Raw genomic sequence first — 17,807 nt, forward strand, 5'->3', positions numbered from 1 at the left:
CTCACGCGGTTGCGGATTGCTCTTTTATCCTTACCGGACTGTAAACACCGAGGTAAAACTATGGCATACGCAATCACTGACGACGGCATCGAAATCTACTACGAAGCAAAGGGCCAGGGCCTGCCGGTCATTTTTGTCTCCGGCTATTTTGGGATCAGCGATATCTGGCAGGCGCAAACCGACGCGTTATCTGAAAAATTCCGCACGGTGTCTTATGACAGCCGTGGATACGGGCGTTCAGCCAAACCCCTGCCAGCAGAGGCATACAGCATTCCCCGTCACGCAGACGACCTGAAAGCGGTTATTGACGCCGCGGGCCTCAATGGCCCCGCTGTTCTTGTTTCCCATTCTATCGGTTGTAACATCATTTCCACCTTTGCAGTGAAATATCCGCAGCAGGTGGCCGGGCTGGTCTATACCGCCTGCTATGTTGACGGCAAACAGATGCGCGACGCGGGTATGTCTGTGGAAGGTGTCAGCGAAGCGGTATCCACACCCTCAGGTGCGGTGGCATTTTATAAACCCTTTGGCGTAACCGAAAGCGTGGGTGCAGAGGCTGCCAAATGGGCGACGCATGCATTGCAGGCGAATGCGGCGGCGTTTCTGAACCATGAAATGGCGGATCAGTATTCAGCCATTACCGCACCGGCACTGATCCTACAGGGCGAAAACGATGCACCCAACCCGCTTCCGTTTGCCACTGCGCTGCAGCAGGTTCTGGGCGGTGGAGCAGAGTTGAAAGTATTGAAGGGGGTCAACCACTTCCCGCCACTGGAGGCACCAGAAACCGTTACGGCTTTTGTGGAAGAACATGTACGCAAATGTTTTGCTGACTAACTCTGTGCCAGGTAAATCCAATCACTAAGCCATCTGTAAAGGTGGTTTTTTTATGCTCATGAAAATGTGCGACAGTCGATGTGCCCGGTGTCGGTATTTTCCGGGCATTGCCAGCCGGATTGTCAGACTGTTTCGCTACGTGATCCCCGCCATTACAGGCATCGCACGACGCATGCTTATTCATGCCCTGCTGTATTAAGCGAGCCGCAGGCAGTCCATAAAAACGTGCCGGCAAACATCCAGAATGACCGGCAGGTTTTACGTTATTTGCTCTGCACGTCAACGAGGTTTTTCGCCATCCACACGCGGTCGATTCCCCCCGTATTATAATGGGAAAGGGTAAAGACCTGGGCCTGACTCATCATGAGCGCCAGTTCGGGGGTGATACTGAAACTTGCCGCAACTTCATGGTGCTCAAGTTCAGGCCGACGCTTACGACGTTCAATACGAAAGCGCAGCTGGTTGTATTTTGCCCAGCCGATCAGCGCCATATCGATAAGACAGGCCACCAGCAGGTAGATACTCAACGTACTGAGCGTGGTGTAGAACGGCCTGGTTCCCATAAAAGGATCATGTTCAATCGCGTTTATCAGACCACTGTAAATCAGCCAGCAAAACCCCAGCCAGGCAACGATCGTTAACAGCAGATCCAGCGCGCGTGGAAACAGACGTTGTTCAGTAAAAATTAAAGGTTGAATCATGGTTTTAATCTCCCAATACCGCGATCGGGACTCACCCAACGAGCTCTGCTGCGTTTGCGGCGCAGCATGACTTTCGGGAAAGCCACAAGCGTAGTGAACAGGCTCAGCATCCAGTAGACCACCGGAAACCAGATAACCCAGAACAGTGACGCCGCAATGCCTTTCTCGTAGCGTCTTTCAATAAACAAACTGACCGCGAACTGCAACAGACAGACCACGCCCAGCATCAGGCCAGTAAAAGCCGGCGGGAAAAGGTGCTGAACATATAAAGAATCGGGCATCGGAATAAGCAGCCCGATGAGAAACAACAGAATGCTGACGGCATAAGCAAACGCCCATGCGGTTGACATACAAAACTCAATAAATAGCGGCCACATGCGCCGGTACTCCCAGTTCCACAAGCGACGCATATTGACAATGAACACTTCCGCGCCCCCCTGCGCCCAGCGCAGACGCTGCTTCCAAAGCCCTTTCAGCGTCTCGGGCATCAATATCCAACACAGCGCACGAGGTTCGAAGAAAATTGACCAGTGGCGCAGTTGTAACTTCCAGCTGATATCAATATCTTCCGTGATCATATCCGGGCTCCAGTACCCCACCTCTGCCAGGGCGCGACGGCGAAAAGCGGCAATGACACCGGAAACGGTAAAGACCTGACCATAGATGCGCTGGGTACGCTTGATGAGGCCGATGATCGATGAAAATTCCCCCACCTGGACTCGCCCAATCAGCGTTGAACGCGTACGGATACGCGGATTACCGGTCACCGCCCCCACGCGAGGGTGATTGAGCAGCGGTGCGACCAAATACACCGCCGCATCTTTATCCAGCAGCGCATCCCCATCAATACACACCAGAAAGTCACTGCGCGCCGCCGCGGCACCCGCCTGCAGGGCTACCGCTTTGCCCTGATTTTCCGCCAGATGAATCACCCGCAGCCGCGCATATTCACGCGCTAACTGATCCAGCACCGCCGCGGTGTTATCGATAGAACCGTCATTGATAGCAATGACTTCAATATTTTCATAACGTTGCGCCAGCGCCGCTTCGATAGTCTCACGTGCATTCAGCCCTTCGTTGAAGCACGGCACAAGAATGGAAATCAGCGGATTGCCTTCGAGTACAGGTGGCGGTGTGCCCGGCCCCCATGGCCAGTGGCGCTCGCGGTAGAACCAGAAATAAAGCCCACCGCTTATCCAGAGGGCCGACATAAACAGCGGCCAGAAAAAGACGAAATCAAGGATCACTTCACCGGTAAAAACCACCGCCACGCCGAGCGGAAAACTGAACATCAGGCAAAGGATCAGAAAGGCGATGAGGCGATCGGTCATTTTTGCGGATACCAGTAGGAGGAAAAAGCAGAACGGATCTCTGCCATCCGGGGTTGATCGTTAATGAAATCGTCCGGGTAGTAGCCATAGTTTCTGGCACCGCTTAGCTTGAGCTGCCGCATCCACCCGTTGAGCATTTCACCGCTTATATCGTCCTGCCCTGCCCCCTTACGCCAGTCGCGTGCCTGAAGTTCAAAAACCGTTTTATCCAGCGCACCAGGGTAACGGGCTACCTGCCCGACGAGTCTGTCCAGCCAGGCATTGGCATCGTTGACCGGGACATTTTCCATCAGCGGCATCGCCATCGGGGCTGTCCAGTCGTAGGTGCTAAGAAAATCATTCAGATTCTGCGCAAACCAGGTTTCGCTCTGCGGATCCAGTATCGGCATGGCGTAAATGTTGCGGGCGGTTTTGACCTGGGGGCCGCGCACGGCACGCACGGTTTGCGTGAGCTGTCGGGTAAAATCAATCAGGGCGAGACTTTTAAAGCGCGTCCAGCGCGCCAGCAGTTGCGGGTTGGCGCGGATCTGCGCGAGGTTGTCCGGGAAGCCCGCTGCCCGATAGGCTTTGAGCGCATCCGGGGAGGCATCCTCAAAGTCGGTCAAAAACGCGTCATCATGGAACAGGATGCCGCTGAAGTTGGCATGGCGCGCCAGGTCTTCGTAGATGTCGTTGATTCTCTGCCGGGCAACCGCACTCCAGGGCGATAAGCGCAAATATTGGCGGGTATCTGGCGCAATGCGTCCGTTGTCTGGCGACCACGCCGCCACACGAGGCACTGAAGGGTCTAACCCAAACGCCAGTACCGGCATCCAGGCGTAAACCTTCACCCCGGCACGGGTCTGCAACTGCCAGGAAACGAAGTTAAACAGATCCGCCCGCATAGGCAGCCAGCGACTGCGGAAATAGAGCGCATTGACGTTGCCGTCCCCTTTCGGATCGGCATAGGCCTGTAAAAAGACATGGGTAATCTTCATATCGAAAACACGCTGGATGAGCAGATCGATATTCTTACGCTGTTGAGCCTGGTTTTTGTCGTACACATAGTCGAGATCGATATGCATAACCCGCATGGTTTCAGGTTCCCTGACCTGGGCTATCTGGCTGGCGAAGCTTCGCAGCGAAGGGTTGTTGGAGATCAGCACCCGGGGGATATCTTCCAGATTTGCGGCATTCGCCAGCCCCTGATTCAGGGTAAACGCCATCTGGTAGCCCTCCTGATGCGCAAGCTTCAGTGTTGTACCGCTCGCCGCACCGTAGGGCCAGACCCAGGCACGCGGTGCTTTCCCGGTGACCTCTTTGATTTTGTTTGAAATGCGCTGCAGGTCGGCACGTATACGCTGTTCAAACTGCGCGTCCGTTTCGTACTGCCCGCGGGTTTTATCGTATAAACGGTTAGCGACCGCAGGCTCCAGACTGCCTTGCGGATTGGCCTGAATACCGTAATGGGATGCCCAGGTGTGCGCACCCACTTCCACTAACCCCGACTCGCTGGCCTCGTGTACCATCTTCCAGGTGGCAAATTTTCCCCGCGGCGTCTTTAGCCCGCCAAAATCCACCAGCGAATGTTGCGGTGCATCCACCCAACTGCCGACAGGCGCCCACAGAGCCGGCCATTTGAACAACCGAAGCAGCGGCAGAACGCGGGTTGAGAAGCTGCTGTATCCATCATCAAAGGTCAGCAGCACCGCTTTTTCAGGCAAGGTGATTTTCCCGGCATGGGCATCCAGCACCTGCTGCACGCTAATCGGGTGGTAGCCGTTATCATGCAACCAGGCGAACTGGTCGTTCAGGGCACTGGTACGCACGGACAGATAGCGCTGATCGGCGGCACCGTCCTCCACGTCATGCCAACCCAGCACAAGAAAACTGTTTGTGGGCCAGCGCTGGTCCGCATACAGCGGCGGCCGCTCGGCAGGAGGAAGATAACGTGGTGCCGCGGCCAATGCACACATGCTCATCATCATCCACCCGACGATTACCCTCGCGACGAGAAGCCATCGTTTCATCATGAAGCGCCCTTAGAACCTGACATTCAGATCAAATGCGAGGGCAATATTGCGCTCCCGCTTCCCATCGTAAGGACGTTTATCCCAGGTCAGTTTCACCCCGGCATCCACTACGTTATTCCATTGAATACGTTGCCCGTAACCTAACTGATTGATGGCCCCGGCGCTGTGCCCTTTTTGCCAGTAACCGCCCGCCCCCGCCTCAAACTGCTGCCTCCAGACCGTGTCGTAATGGCGGTACAGCACATGTTCGGCGCGCAGCCCTGCAACCGCCGAAACATCACGTTTAGGGTTGTAATAAGGCACATCTTCTTTGGTGTTATGGCTGCCGCTGATGCCAGGGATAAAATCAAGAGTAAAAAGTGGCAGCGTCCAGAGGCGTTCTTTGCCGCTGATGCCATATTCCAGCCGATCGTTACCGTCGGTGAAATGAGCGCCGAAAATTGAAAGTTGATATTCGCGTCGTTCGTTCTGATACCAGCGTAACCACAGATCGCCACCGTTGGCGTTTACCCCATTGCGCAGGGCACGCAGCGGCGTGTTACGGGATAACCGCTCTGCCGAGCCACCGGCCCGCCAGTTGTCGTTGAAATCGTACCAGCCCGAGAGGCGTCCGCCGATTTTCTGATCGCTACCATCGTTGCGCCCGGAAATCTCCATTTCGGCCCAACTGCCCCGTGACGTCCATTCCGCCCCCGCCAGCAGGTCCCGGCTGATTCCCTTCCCCTCCTCAAAATCGCCACGGGCAAAGTTGTAGCCGGTAAACAGGCGCCAGTTTTGGTTAATCGGCGGGCTATAAAGCGCAGTGTTGAGAGTAAAATCGTGTTTGCCACTGACCGGACTGTCGGATGAGATGCCCTGAGATCCGGCTATCCGCAGTTCAGCTTTATTGTGCAACGCCATCAGTCGTTCAAGCTGCAACGAGGCGACATCATCCGGGCTGCGGGCGACAACATCCTTCGTCAGCTCGTCAGCCTGCCGCCACTCCTGTAACTCCATGGCCGTCCATGCCTGTTGCCTTTCCAGCGCCAGGTTGCTGGGTTCAATGACTTCGGCAAGCTTCAGTTCGCGCTCTGCGGCACGAGGTAATCCTCTCGCCAGCAGCACTGACGCATAGGCAATACGCAGGGCCTGGTTACCCGACCCGGTACGCGCCAGGCGCTCCGCATGCGTCTCGGCTGCGGGCAAATCATTGATAGCCACCAGATAGTCGGTTTGTAAGGTTTTGGCCAGCAGCCAGTTGTCATTGGGCTGCGGCGTGGGAGAACCATAAACCTTTTGCAGGTAAGGGGTTTCGTTACTGTATGCATCCAGTTGCTGCTTCGCTTCGTCGAAGTGGTTGTTATCAAGACGGGCATACAGCAGCTCCTGTTGATCGTCCATGGTGAGCGGCTTTGAGGCCAGGGTCGAGCCACGTGGAAAATAGATGCTTTCAAGCAGGGACTCGGCTTTGTCCGGCTGCTTCTGCGCAAGATAGGCAGACGCGATCCATCTTCTGGCGTAGTCAGGAACAGGCGTTCCGTCCGCCTCGAGAGATTCAAATTCAGCGACCGCTTCAGCCGTGTGTTTACGGACAACCAGCGCCCCCAGCCGGTCAATTCTGGCGCGTCGCACATCAGCTTGCGCTTCGGGATGGTTTTTCCACTCGGCGATCAGCGCGTTATAGCGAGCCAGTGCTTTGTCTGCCACCAGAAAGCGTTCATCTTCATTGCGGGTAGGTGTGAACGCCGCGCGGACGGTTTGCGCCGCCGCGTCCAGTTCAAGTTGACGTACAATGGCATCCGGCTGTGGGTAGCGTTCTGAAAGGGTCAGCGCGGGGCCGGCAATGCGGTTGGCCGACATGGCAGCCAACAGGGTGGGCACCGCGTTTTTGTTGCGGTCTGAATCGGTATCGAGGTGGCTGGCCGCCAGTACGGAATCCCAGTTTTTCCCCTGAGCATGATAAACATAAGCCAGCAGTGCCTCTCTCTCTGGCCCCGGCTCCTCGTCAGCCCAGCGCTGCGCTTCGGTGATGGCCTGCTCGTTGCGATGGGCATCTGCGAGCGTCATTATCCAGCCGGTGCGGGCGTCGCTATTGCCGGGTTCATCTTGCAGAACGGTTTCCCAGACGGCCAGCGAGGCATTCCATTGCTTTTGGTTACGCAGCGCGCGGGCGGCAGCGACCTGCCCTCTGGCAGGGATGGCCATGCTGTGGCGATAACGATCCCATACCGCCAGCGTCTCGACGTCATTATTGGCCCATGAGGAAACCTGAAGCCAGTCAGCAATCTCCCCTGCCGTTAATTGTGTCTGCTTTTCCCGAACGGCAAGGTATTGCAATAAAGGTTGGCGGTCGCCCTCCCGTGCCTGAATAATAAGTTCGTCGTAAGCAGATGTTTGGGCGTATGCCCATGTCGGGAATAACATGCTCACCATTAATAAGTATCGTCCTGAACGCAAGGGTTTAATAACGCAAGAGGAGCAGGAAACGCTGAACATAGTTAACCCTTTATCTCTGTTTTAACGTGAGCTTTTCATTTATTCATGACTGAATGATGACGAGAATTTATTTGCCAAACAAGAAACAAAAAAGCACAGGAAAATGTTGAATGTCATACTTTTTTCGTATTTACCCTTACCCAATAAAGCACTACTTATTTTCAAATAAACACCTGGACGCTGCTCAAAACGTTAGCAGTCACGCTTACCTTTTACCAACGCATGAAATAAAAAAACACGCCGAAGCGTGTTTTTCAGGTTAATTTCATTCTTTCGTATCAGACTTTTTCTGCAGACTCAGTAAAATGACCTGGCATACGTCTGTTAAAAATTCTTATCCAGAGAAAGCATGATATACCTCTGTTGATAATCATAGAAATTGATATTGCTATCGACCCGCTTATAGCTGAAATTCAGTTTCGGCATCACCCCAAAGAAATAGAGGTCGCGATGCCAGAGCGAGAGGTTATAGATCTGTTCGTTATCTTTACGTCGCGTGGAGAAGATATCACTGTCGGCCTGGTAATTGCGTCTGGCAATGGCCGTGGTGGCGGCAAAAGAGAGTTGCCAGGGCATATCAACCTGCACCCCGCTGCGCAAACCTACCCGATGGTTAGATTCACTGCGAGTGGAGGTCTGCTGCTCAAGCAGATCGACGCCGACAAAGCCTGACACCCGGTTACTGAAGGCATGGGACAGGGTTGTAGAAGAGTAACGATTTTGCCCGCGCAAGAAGCGATAATCTTCATCATCATAATCCAGTTTCTGATATTCCAGCGCCTGACTCACCTGCCAGGTGGGCGTCAGTAAATAACTGTATTCCGCGCGGACGCCAGGGCCAGAAGAATAGGCCTCGGTGCCATACCATCTTTTTTCATAAAACGGCAACAGGGCAAATTGCTGCCGGAAATTACGCCATTGATATCCGGCATAAGCCCGGGTAGTCACATCATCAAAATCATGATTATTCCAGTAACTTTTACCGTTTACCGTACCAAGAAATCGCAAGCCATGCTGATCAAAGAGCTGAACATCTTTTTGTAATGCGCCATTGAACCAGAAACCTTCTCCGCGCTGTGGGAAACTATCCTTATTACGAATAAACAGACGATCGCCAACCCGAATGGTTTTACCCGATGACGCATTATTCACATTACTGTCATTCAAATAACTCACGCTGAATGAACCCGTTAATGCGCTGCCTTTCTGAATGCGCTCAAGATACTGTGCAATAACCTGCTGAATATTCTCAGGCGGATTGCTTTGTAATACACGACGAAACTGATAATCAGCCGCGTCAAATTGACGATTTTCAAACATGGCACGCGCTAAATCCAGACGCACTGCAGCAAAGTCAGGATGACGACTCAGAATGGCGCGATAGTGTTCAATCGCCTCTGCATAATTCCCCTGACTGCGCGCCAGGCCAGCGTTGGCAAAATGAATCAGGGTAGCATCGGGATTCGGTGACGCCGCATAGACAGGTAAAATGGCACGAACCATCGGCCACTTTTCTTCACGAATGGCCTGATCGAGTAGCGCCATCGCCAGCTCTGGCTGTTCCGCCAGTTGCGCATTGGTCACATGCAGCGTTTTATCGCCAGGCTCGGTGCGCTTGTCCGGCGTAGTCAGTCGTTCAAGGTGGGGAGCAGCAGGAATCGAGTCGGTTTCCGGCGGCGCAGCAAACGCAACGCTGAGCGGGCACAGCAAACTCAGTGCGCCAGTACGCAAAATATTCATAGAAAGGCTTACCATCTGAAGGTCCGGTCAGCCAGGCTGACCGGAAAACGATTTATTGACGTGTCGCGCCAAAGGAAGCGTTTTTAGTCGTGTCTGCAAACTGCGCCAGACCGCCTAACTCTTCAGCTGTGGGACCGTTGAAATGTCCGGTGAACGTCCCTTCCTGTCCGCCAGATTGCGCATTACCGGTGAAACCACCGTTGGCAATGTTGCCCTGCATCGCAACTTCGCTACCAAAGGTTTCATTTCCGGCAAGGGTGCCGTTGATGGTTTTCGCCGCGAAATCAATGTCAAAACGAGCATCACTCAGGTTATTTTCACGCATACCGTGACCCACATAGGCCGCCGTTCCCTGGGTTGGCACGTTAGCCGCGAGCGTGGCATCCCCGGTATAGAAGACGTCATGCTGACCTTTTTCATACTGTGTCCAGGTACCGAAGGTGGTGTAACTCATGCGGCCACAGCACCATGACGTTGAGGAGACCGGGGAATGATCGTCACGGGTGAGTCGCTGGGTTTGCACCAGACCCGCAGTGATCCCGGTGCCGCGCATAACGTATTCACGACCCTCAGGTGTGGTGTAGGTCCAACCCGAAATGGTACCGCCGGTGGTCAGGCTGACCGGTGCCGTAGCAGGGGTTTCCGGTGCCGTGACAGGGGTTTCCGGTGTGGTGTCCGTGTTGCCGTTATCCGTTTGCACAGGCGCAGTGGTTACCGGGGGCGTACTGTCACCACCACCGCCGCCACCACCACCACCGCCACCGCCACATGCAGTCAGTACAAAAGCAGTCAGTAATAAACCAGGTTTTAAGATCCCCATACGCTAAACGTCCTTGGTTGTGAATAAATTCGTAGGATTTGTAACAAAATTTTTTTGAATGAATTTACGCCAAAATATTTAGCATCACTAATGATTCGTCCATATTTCCGTTAATTCTAAGATTAATCTTAACAACCACTTATACAACGTTGCGCCTGTGGTTCTATTAACCGGCGTTAATTTGACTTAAGGCGATTAATTAGCGCCTTTTTCACGTGCCGTCTATTCTGTGCCCTTATTCATCCTATCTCCTGCTTCTGACAAATAATGTCAGCCAGGTCTTTGCATTTTTATCAACATTTAACTGTTTAACGGAGCACCACTGAACTTATTTTACACCCCTTTATCAGAGGAATAATGTCAGACTGCGTTCAACCAAAACGCCCCTTCCGCCGTTGTTGGTTATTTTGCCCGAGCCTCGCAGCGGCAAACGCGGGGTTAGCTTACCCGTTAAGGCTTCCGTGCAGGAGATCGCCGGAAACAAAGCGTTCAAGCGTATTTAATGCGTGGTGTAATTAATCCGGATTCAATGACTAATTTAATGAAGTCAGAATGAATCCGGATTCATTTTTACAGCATAGGCTTGGTCTTTTTTTGTTGATTCATGTAACTGATGACGGCATTCTGCCACGCAGGATCAATCAGATTTATTTTCGTATTCCCCATAGTAAGGCTTGCCGTACCGCTCTCACAGCCCATTCCTGAAGTGGGCATTGGTTTTTCACACCAGACAGGAAATACACCGCCCGTTGATACCGGCCCGTACTTTTTCAAGGCTGCTTCGACCATGTTGACTTCATTCTCTTTCGTCCATGGTATTTCATAGGTGACATGCGAAACAGCCATCGGATTAGATTTGTTATAAGGAACTCGAGGTTCGAAACTCACCTGCATGCGGGTTCCATTCTCTTCGTATACCAGATGAATGATCTGCTGACTTCCTGTAACGATACTTGGCGTCTGACTTTCCATCGACTTTGATGCTCTTATTTGAGCAGGCTTTATACCAAAGTTTTTCTGCATTGCAGCTTGCGCTTCTTCAATGCTCATTCCCATTTTAACACCACCAACGTCAAATGATTTGACATCTACGGCACGAACAGGAGGAATTGCATTTGCTGATACAGAAATAAGCGCAGAAGATAAAGCTACTAAATATAAGGGGTATTGCAGGCGAGTTTTCATTTTCCCTCTGATTATTGCGATGAATTATGGCTATAATTTACATTCACAAAATTTGCTTTGCAACTGAATACAATAATTTCTCATCAGTTATTAATAAACGCACCAGCAGACCGCGGTTATTGTGTTTTTAAAATTTTAATTACCAACAAACCCATCAAGGATATATTTTGTGCATTAGGAATATTCCTGTTTACATGATCAGTGCGCCCCCTAAAAAGGTTATTCACTTCATGGTTTAAATTATGAAGAGGGATATATCTTGCAGATTCCAGGTAGGCCAAGGCATCAACATGGGGGCCAAAATCAAATCGCATACATCGGTAGGTGGACTTTAAGTACCTCCCTTTTAGTTCCATGTATTTTGTGAAACTCCCGGATTTTTAGCCATCAGCTGGTACTCTTCCGGCATTAAGTTATTCAGTGATTTATAAGATCTCTCATCTTCGGATTGCTTCAAGCCCAACGTGTTGTCCATACAAAAACGCTAATGTATTACCATCAGGTTCGCGCTGCTGGTCAACAGACATGCCTTAATGGCGATTTGAGCGCGTTGCGGAGTAGACCATCGCCGCTCCGGGAGCAGCTTTACCGTAAGCTGTAGATACCCGCGTTCCAGTAGCCCTTACCCTGTCGCTGGCACTTTTTCCAGCCCAACGATATGAGTTCTTTTGCAATCAGTCTGTTCATCACTCCATGCCCCATCAGTAACACCGGGCCGTTTGATTCTTTTGCATACGCCACAAGGATTCTCGCCGCCTGAAAGGCACGGTGTTTCGCTACTTCCAGAGGCTCCGCGTTACGGGATATGCCCAATAGCCACATGACACGGAAAAAAGCAGCCCAGAGGGTTGGATATAATCTTAAAATGGGCATGTGAAATATCGGCAATCCCGCTTCCCTGAATACCTCATCTACGCATTCAGGCTCACGGCCCAATGCGTTCAAAGAAGAAAGTGCTCTGGGAAGATTGCTGCTTAAAATCCGATGCGCGCTGGACGCTATGGCTAAACTGGACTCTGACGGAATATCGTTGCCCGTATCAGAGAGATCATATCCTGCGATCCAATCGGCCATTTCATGGCTCGTTACTTTCGAAGAGCCAGTAAAAGCAGGCCTTCCATGACGCATTAAAATAATTTCCATGCAACGCTTCTTGTTAATAAGTCTTCAAATGCAGGCAGACTACGCTATCAAGACAGCGTGCACTACCACCCTATTTAGGGTTGACTACAGGGTTGAAATATCTCATCAAGTGAATAACGCAGAACCGATCAATTGACTCAAAGAGCGCAAAGCAACGTTAATTGCGGCTTTTGATTTTGACTTACATCCTCAAAACAATGTTAGCGAACCCTTATTTCCAGCGTTTATGTGTCAGGGCGAGAATTAACAGGAGAAGAGATACCCAAACTGATTTAAACGCAGGGACGCTTCAGGCAAAATTTGGTGGGTAATGGGGATGCTGGTCGTTTCGATACAGCACCCCGTGTGATACCTGAAACAAAGTCAGGAGGTCGTCACTGTAGACTGCAAAGAGCGAATGTTACTTTCGAGATACTGGCTGAGCGGTTTACTACACGCTTCGCTTAACCAGGTATCCACTGCGATCCGCATAGCACCCACGCCTGTCATAGCAGCGATCTTAAGCGCCTGCACTCTCTCCGTTTCTGGCCAGAGTACGCAGAGAGCAGCATGAGCGGCCTCCTCCATTTTGAGAAACTTCATCTGGTTTCCCAGACGCAACTGTTCTGTCGACTGAGTGATCCTCGCAATCAGTATCGCCACGTCAGGAGACATATTGATTGTCATCGTCATCAGGGCTTCGCTGACAAGCCCGAACGGCGTTACCGTTTTACCTCGTCTGAGAATTTCGGCATACAGGGCGTCAGGCAGACCATTCTGCCAGGCAAGAATGATCTCTTCTTTAGAGCTGAAATAGTTAAAGAATGTGCGCCGTGCGATACCCGCGTGACTGGCGATATCATCAAGGGTGGTCGCCTCAAACCCTTTTTCGGAAAACAATTTCAGCCCTGTTTCAGTCAGGTGCTGGTACATTTCCCGGCGCTTCCTCTCACGCAGGCCTTCATGCGGTGATGACGATTCTGACACGATACCTTCCCGTCCTTATTGAAATAATGCACTCAGTGCAATATATTGAATTGCACCGGGTGCAATTTTATCCCGGTCAGGCTGGCCTTAACAAGCCATAAAATTTATTCGCCACTCACCCCCTCCATGATCAGGATAATCCTATGAAAACTCACCTCGCTGACGATATTTTCACACCCACCGGAACCCGTCTTAGCCTCAGGAGGATGGGTTATGGCACCATGCAACTACCCGGGCCGCACGTATGGGGGCCGCCGCGCGATAAAGAGGCGGCAATTGCCGTGCTCAGAGAGGCGGTAGAGAGAGGGGTAAATCATATCGATACAGCCCAGTTTTATGGCCCGGACGTTGCGAATCAGCTGATACGCGAGGCACTGGCCCCCTATCCAGACAGCCTGACCCTGGTCACCAAAGTAGGTTTTGTCCGGGGAGCCGATGCCTCCTGGCAAATTGCCCGGCGTCCAGAAGAGCTTGAACGCGCAGTGTATGAGAATCTTAATACGCTGGGACTCAGTACGCTTGATATCGTCAACCTGAGACTGGGGAATGCCAACGGCCCTCAGGATGCGCCTTTCGCTGACTCACTTGAGGCGCTTGTCCGCTTACAGCAGAGAGGATTAATCCGCCATATCGGGCTGAGCAATGTGACTCACAAGCAGTTTACGGAGGCTAAAGCTATCGCTGACATTGTTTGTGTACAGAATCAGTACAACCTCGTCAGTCGCACCGATGACGCGTTTATCGACGCGCTTGCAGATGAAGGGGTGGCCTACGTACCCTTTTTCCCGCTTGGGGGGTTTACGCCGTTACAGTCCTCGCTGCTTAACGAGATTGCAGAAGAAGCCAGTGCGACACCAAAGCAGATAGCACTTGCCTGGCTGCTTCAGCGATCGCCCAATATTCTGGTTATAGCGGGCACTTCCTCGGTGGCGCACCTGCGCGAGAACCTTGCAGCAGCCAGTTTGTCGCTCTCGGCAGATCAGGTCCGTCGCCTTAACGAAATGACTGAAAATAAATAATAAAAGCCGCCGAAAGGCGGCTTTTACGTTTCAGGCTCGCAGGTGTTCTTGTGCGTCATAGTGCGCCCGGAAACGGACTCTTTACGCCTCGACGCTTTTTGATGACAGCGGTCATAAGCCATTCTGTAAAACGTCCGCTTTTCGCTCAAAGCGGACGAGTATGAAGTTGGGAGCCATCGCAGCGAGTACGGACAAACAATTCAGTGAGCAAGACTACAGTCTGTCGCCAGCTTCGTTCAGGAACATAAGCAATGGTGAAAGGTTGCGACTCACATCAACTGACGTGGCGCTGGTAAAGTGCTACTTTCTCGGCCGAGAAGGGACATATCCTGCTGACCACGCGGCGCGGCTGGGACAAGGGCAATCGCGCCTCCGTTGAATCGCTGCTGAATAAACGCTGCACTAGCCTTACGGCTCCGCCAGCTGACAGCCCTCATCCCGATTTTCTTAGTCGCGCAGCTGCTGCGCGATTGCGCTATACATCAGTGACGCCTCCAGCGGCTGGGCGCTAAACGAGGGTTCCGCCTGCGGCCAGGTCGACCATTGCACAATCACCAGCTGCTCGGCGGGGTTAACCATAATAATCTGGCCATAGATGCCCAGCGCCCAGAGCGACCCCTTCAGCGACTGCTGCGGCGTAGGCTCGACGTTTTTCGCGTTCGCCGGTACCTCGTTGTTCCACCACTGGAAGCCGTAAATGCCCTGCGGATGCGCGGCGGAAACCGAGCCCTGTGCCTGCGTCCAGCCAGAGGCGAGCTTCAGCCAGCCGTCCGGCAGCGCTTTATCGCCGTCCGGCAGTCGCCCCTCATGCCGTACAAACTCGCCGAAGCGCCCCCAGTCCTCCAGCGTGGCGTTGAAGCCGTGCGCGCCAACGTCATGTTTGCCGGGCTGATAGGCGTGCCAGACACCGTCGCTCGCCATGCCGTAAGGCTGCCAGATGCTCTGCTGCAGATACGCGGCGAGCGACATGCCGGTGGCGCGCTCCAGCACGTCACCCAGCAACCAGGCGCCGCCCGACGAGTAGGACCAGTGCTGGCCTGCCGGATGCGCCTTCTTCAGGCCGGTAATCAGCCCGCGCACGCAATCATAGGTGCCAGCACGCGCCTCGCACTGGGTCAGCTGGGCAAAATCAGAGTCGGGTCTTGTGTAATCTTCATTCCACGCCACGCCGGAGGTGTGGGTAAGCAGCTGTCGCAGCGTCACGTCCTGCCAGGCGGTGCCTTTTAGCTCCGGCTCGTAATCGGTGACCTTGTCATCCAGCGAGTGGATTTTCCCCTGTTTCAGCGCCACGCCGACCAGCGTCGACACCACTGATTTACCCACCGAGCGCGAGGTCTAGAGCGTGCTGTCGTTGTTGCCGTGCGCCAGATATTTGTAGGCGATCTGGCCGTTTTTCAGGACCAACATCCCCGCCACGTTCTGACGCTGCAGGTAGTCCGCCATGCTGTAGCGGTGGCCGTTGACGCGGTAGCTAACCTCACCGAGCTGATGCTTCGCCAGCGGCAGCGGCTGGGCGGTACCGTGATGAAAAACATCGGCGGGATAGTTGCGGTAGTCGTTGCGAAAGCCCACCACGCGATCCTGTTGATCCCAGTTGAGCATGGTTTTGGGATCGGGCAGGTCGCGATCGAACGGCGTCGGACAGACGCTCAGCGGTACGCCGCCGCAAGACTCAGGCTCAGCGGCTGTTGCTGCATACGACAGCAGCGCAGCCGTCGTCAGCGATGCTGCCAGTAGCAGGTTTTTTTTACTTTTCATCACTCTGTTTCCTTCTTAGCAAGCCTTAAAATCGACGAGCCGTAGTATAGATTTGGCCTGCGCTGTGCAAAAATCAGCATATGTGGGGAAATCCCCCCAACCAGTTGCATCAGGGAGCAGATATGGCCTGTCTCAGTTTTTCCTTTGCGCAAATAGAGGCGTTTTCTACCGTCGCCGCGCTCGGCACCGTTTCGCAAGCGGCGAAACAGCTTGGCAAGGATCGCGCCACGGTCAGCGAGCTAATTGAGTTTCTTGAGGCGGCACTGGGCTATGCGCTCTTTTCGCGACAGGGCCGCACGCTGGCGCTGACGCCAGAGGGTCAGCGGCTGAAGCGACAGGCGGCGCTGCTGATGCGCCAGGCGCAGGCGTTCGACGCGGCGGCGCGCCACGTCCGTCATGATATCTCCGACGAAATCAGCCTGGTTTACGATCCCTTTGTGCCACGCCCTTTTCTCTGCCGTCTGATTGAGACGCTGGCGGAAAGCAACATCCGGGTCAGCGCCTGGAGCGCGGCCCGCGAAGAGGCGGAAGCGGCGCTCGCCTGCGGCGCGGTGCAGCTGGCGCTCTGCCAGGCGCGCAACCGCAGTCTGGGCAGCGAGATGGCGTGGCGCTCGGTGGGGGTGGTCGAACTCGATTTTTACGCCGCCGCATCGCTCTTCGCGGACGAGCAGCCGGTATCGCTATTCGAACTCGCCTCGCAGCCGCAACTGGTGATGCATCCGGCGCCCGACGGCGTGGCGGCGAAGCAAGGACGCATCGCCGATCGTACCTTCTACACCAATGACCGGGCGCTGCTGCGCCATATGCTGGAGAGCGGCCAGGGGTGGGCCTTTCTGCCGAAGCATTTTGCCGCCGCCAGCTGGCGTGACGTTAAAGCGATTGACGTGGAGGTGGGCAATCTGGCGCTGAGCCAGATGATCGTAATGCTGTGGAAGCCCGGCATGACGATAGATTTCGCCGTCAGCGAGGCGATAAAGATCATTCCCGATGTCTGGGCGGAGTCAGCCGTAACGCTTGCCGGCCATGCTGGTTAGCGGGTGGGGCTGACGACCTGGCTATATCGGGAAGCCGGAGGAGGCCCACAGGCTGTGAGATTGAATGTCCGCTTTGTGCCAGACGCGGCCACTGGCTCTTACATGATGCCCTGTCGGAATCATCCTGAGAGGCAGGCGTGCCTTTAATGGCGATTTGAGCGCGTTGCGAAGTAGACCACCGCAGCTCCGAGAGCAACGATGAGCGTATCTTCAACCAGGCCACTTTTGGTCTGCCCTATCCCTTCGATGGCTTTTTTGCGTGCCGCCAGCGTGGCATAGGCCAGTGGCACGGCGGCAGAGACAGCGATCGCTGCTCCGGCTTTTTCTTTTCCGCTGGGTGCCAACGCGGCGCCCGCAATCCCTGCACTTGCCACACGGGCTGTCAGGCCCAAAAACACGGTGCGGTCTGGCGCTGACTTCATCTTGTCGCCAAAGAGTTCACCTACCCCCATCGCTAACGCGCCGAATTTAAATAACGGACGGTCGAGCAGAAAAAGATGGCCCGTTGTGTTGCGCCCGGCAATGCGTGCTGCGGCGATGGCCGCCATCGGCGTCATGGAACGGCAGCTGGCAACAACGCCAATTAAGGCGGAATAAACAAATTGGGTTAATTTCATTCATTATCTCCCGGATAGATAAAAGTTTTTATTCTTTAAGCTTTATTGCGGTAGAAGCCAGGAACACTCTTTCTGATTAACGCACTTACACGGTCACGTTATTTACGCTTTTTCATATGAGCACGGTATGTCACTGCAACAGTCAGTATAGATGAACGGCCTGAGACAG

General features: G+C 53.6%; 13 protein-coding genes and 2 pseudogenes. 4 read left to right on the forward strand and 11 right to left on the reverse strand.

Going from position 1 to position 17,807, the window contains the following annotated elements:
- The first annotated feature begins 60 nt into the window (after positions 1-60).
- Positions 61-837: an alpha/beta fold hydrolase gene (locus tag C3F35_RS01120; protein WP_103793227.1), complete on the forward strand. Its 777-nt coding sequence runs from the start codon at positions 61-63 to the stop codon at positions 835-837.
- A 263-nt stretch (positions 838-1,100) separates the two neighbouring features.
- Here C3F35_RS01120 and pgaD read toward each other — a convergent pair whose 3' ends face one another.
- From pgaD to C3F35_RS01165, 9 genes are all read right to left on the reverse strand, one after another.
- Positions 1,101-1,538: a poly-beta-1,6-N-acetyl-D-glucosamine biosynthesis protein PgaD gene (pgaD, locus tag C3F35_RS01125; protein WP_103793226.1), complete on the reverse strand. Its 438-nt coding sequence runs from the start codon at positions 1,536-1,538 to the stop codon at positions 1,101-1,103.
- On the reverse strand, positions 1,535-2,869 hold the full coding sequence (pgaC, locus tag C3F35_RS01130) for a poly-beta-1,6-N-acetyl-D-glucosamine synthase (protein ID WP_032617921.1): 1,335 nt from the start codon (positions 2,867-2,869) through the stop codon (positions 1,535-1,537). The genes pgaD and pgaC overlap by 4 nt, the downstream gene beginning before the upstream one ends.
- Positions 2,866-4,881 carry a poly-beta-1,6-N-acetyl-D-glucosamine N-deacetylase PgaB gene (gene pgaB, locus C3F35_RS01135; RefSeq protein ID WP_103793225.1) on the reverse strand — a complete coding sequence of 672 codons (2,016 nt, stop codon included), beginning with the start codon at positions 4,879-4,881 and terminating at the stop codon, positions 2,866-2,868. Before pgaB ends, pgaC begins: the two co-directional genes overlap by 4 nt.
- A gap of 9 nt (positions 4,882-4,890) precedes the next feature.
- Complete coding sequence (gene pgaA / locus C3F35_RS01140) at positions 4,891-7,356, reverse strand: poly-beta-1,6 N-acetyl-D-glucosamine export porin PgaA (protein WP_103793224.1); 2,466 nt, start codon at positions 7,354-7,356, stop codon at positions 4,891-4,893.
- 324 nt (positions 7,357-7,680) lie between these two features.
- On the reverse strand, positions 7,681-9,111 hold the full coding sequence (locus C3F35_RS01145) for a surface lipoprotein assembly modifier (RefSeq protein ID WP_103793223.1): 1,431 nt from the start codon (positions 9,109-9,111) through the stop codon (positions 7,681-7,683).
- Positions 9,112-9,148: 37 nt separating this feature from the next.
- A complete protein-coding gene (locus C3F35_RS01150; RefSeq protein WP_103793222.1) occupies positions 9,149-9,916 on the reverse strand; it encodes a Slam-dependent surface lipoprotein in 768 nt (255 codons plus the stop codon).
- 570 nt (positions 9,917-10,486) lie between these two features.
- Positions 10,487-11,101 carry a hypothetical protein gene (locus C3F35_RS01155; protein ID WP_233211673.1) on the reverse strand — a complete coding sequence of 205 codons (615 nt, stop codon included), beginning with the start codon at positions 11,099-11,101 and terminating at the stop codon, positions 10,487-10,489.
- A 585-nt stretch (positions 11,102-11,686) separates the two neighbouring features.
- Positions 11,687-12,244: a histidine phosphatase family protein gene (locus tag C3F35_RS01160; protein ID WP_233211672.1), complete on the reverse strand. Its 558-nt coding sequence runs from the start codon at positions 12,242-12,244 to the stop codon at positions 11,687-11,689.
- Between the two features lie 363 nt (positions 12,245-12,607).
- Positions 12,608-13,210: a TetR/AcrR family transcriptional regulator gene (locus C3F35_RS01165; RefSeq protein ID WP_032617913.1), complete on the reverse strand. Its 603-nt coding sequence runs from the start codon at positions 13,208-13,210 to the stop codon at positions 12,608-12,610.
- 143 nt (positions 13,211-13,353) lie between these two features.
- Here C3F35_RS01165 and C3F35_RS01170 point away from each other — a divergent pair, with 143 nt between their 5' ends.
- Both C3F35_RS01170 and C3F35_RS26985 read left to right on the forward strand, forming a co-directional pair.
- The gene (locus C3F35_RS01170; RefSeq protein ID WP_077226693.1) at positions 13,354-14,229 is read left to right on the forward strand and encodes an oxidoreductase; all 876 of its coding nucleotides are present in this window, start codon (positions 13,354-13,356) and stop codon (positions 14,227-14,229) included.
- A 302-nt stretch (positions 14,230-14,531) separates the two neighbouring features.
- A pseudogene (locus C3F35_RS26985) lies at positions 14,532-14,741 on the forward strand (hypothetical protein); the annotation flags it as partial.
- On the opposite strand, the pseudogene C3F35_RS01180 reads toward C3F35_RS26985, so the two are convergent.
- A pseudogene (locus C3F35_RS01180) lies at positions 14,677-15,987 on the reverse strand (serine hydrolase domain-containing protein). The pseudogenes C3F35_RS26985 and C3F35_RS01180 overlap by 65 nt on opposite strands.
- Before the next feature lie 122 nt (positions 15,988-16,109).
- Between C3F35_RS01180 and C3F35_RS01185 the strand changes: the two are divergent.
- Positions 16,110-17,021 (forward strand): LysR family transcriptional regulator, encoded by a 912-nt coding sequence (locus C3F35_RS01185; RefSeq protein WP_032617911.1) that lies wholly within the window; start codon positions 16,110-16,112, stop codon positions 17,019-17,021.
- Positions 17,022-17,164: 143 nt separating this feature from the next.
- Here the strand turns inward: C3F35_RS01185 and C3F35_RS01190 are convergent, their stop codons facing one another.
- Positions 17,165-17,638, reverse strand: a complete 474-nt coding sequence (locus C3F35_RS01190; protein WP_059308026.1) for a hypothetical protein — start codon at positions 17,636-17,638, stop codon at positions 17,165-17,167.
- Positions 17,639-17,807 lie beyond the last annotated feature (169 nt).

The organism is Leclercia sp. LSNIH3 (genome assembly GCF_002935105.1).
In the GTDB taxonomy this organism is placed as follows: Bacteria; Pseudomonadota; Gammaproteobacteria; order Enterobacterales; family Enterobacteriaceae; genus Enterobacter; species Enterobacter adecarboxylatus.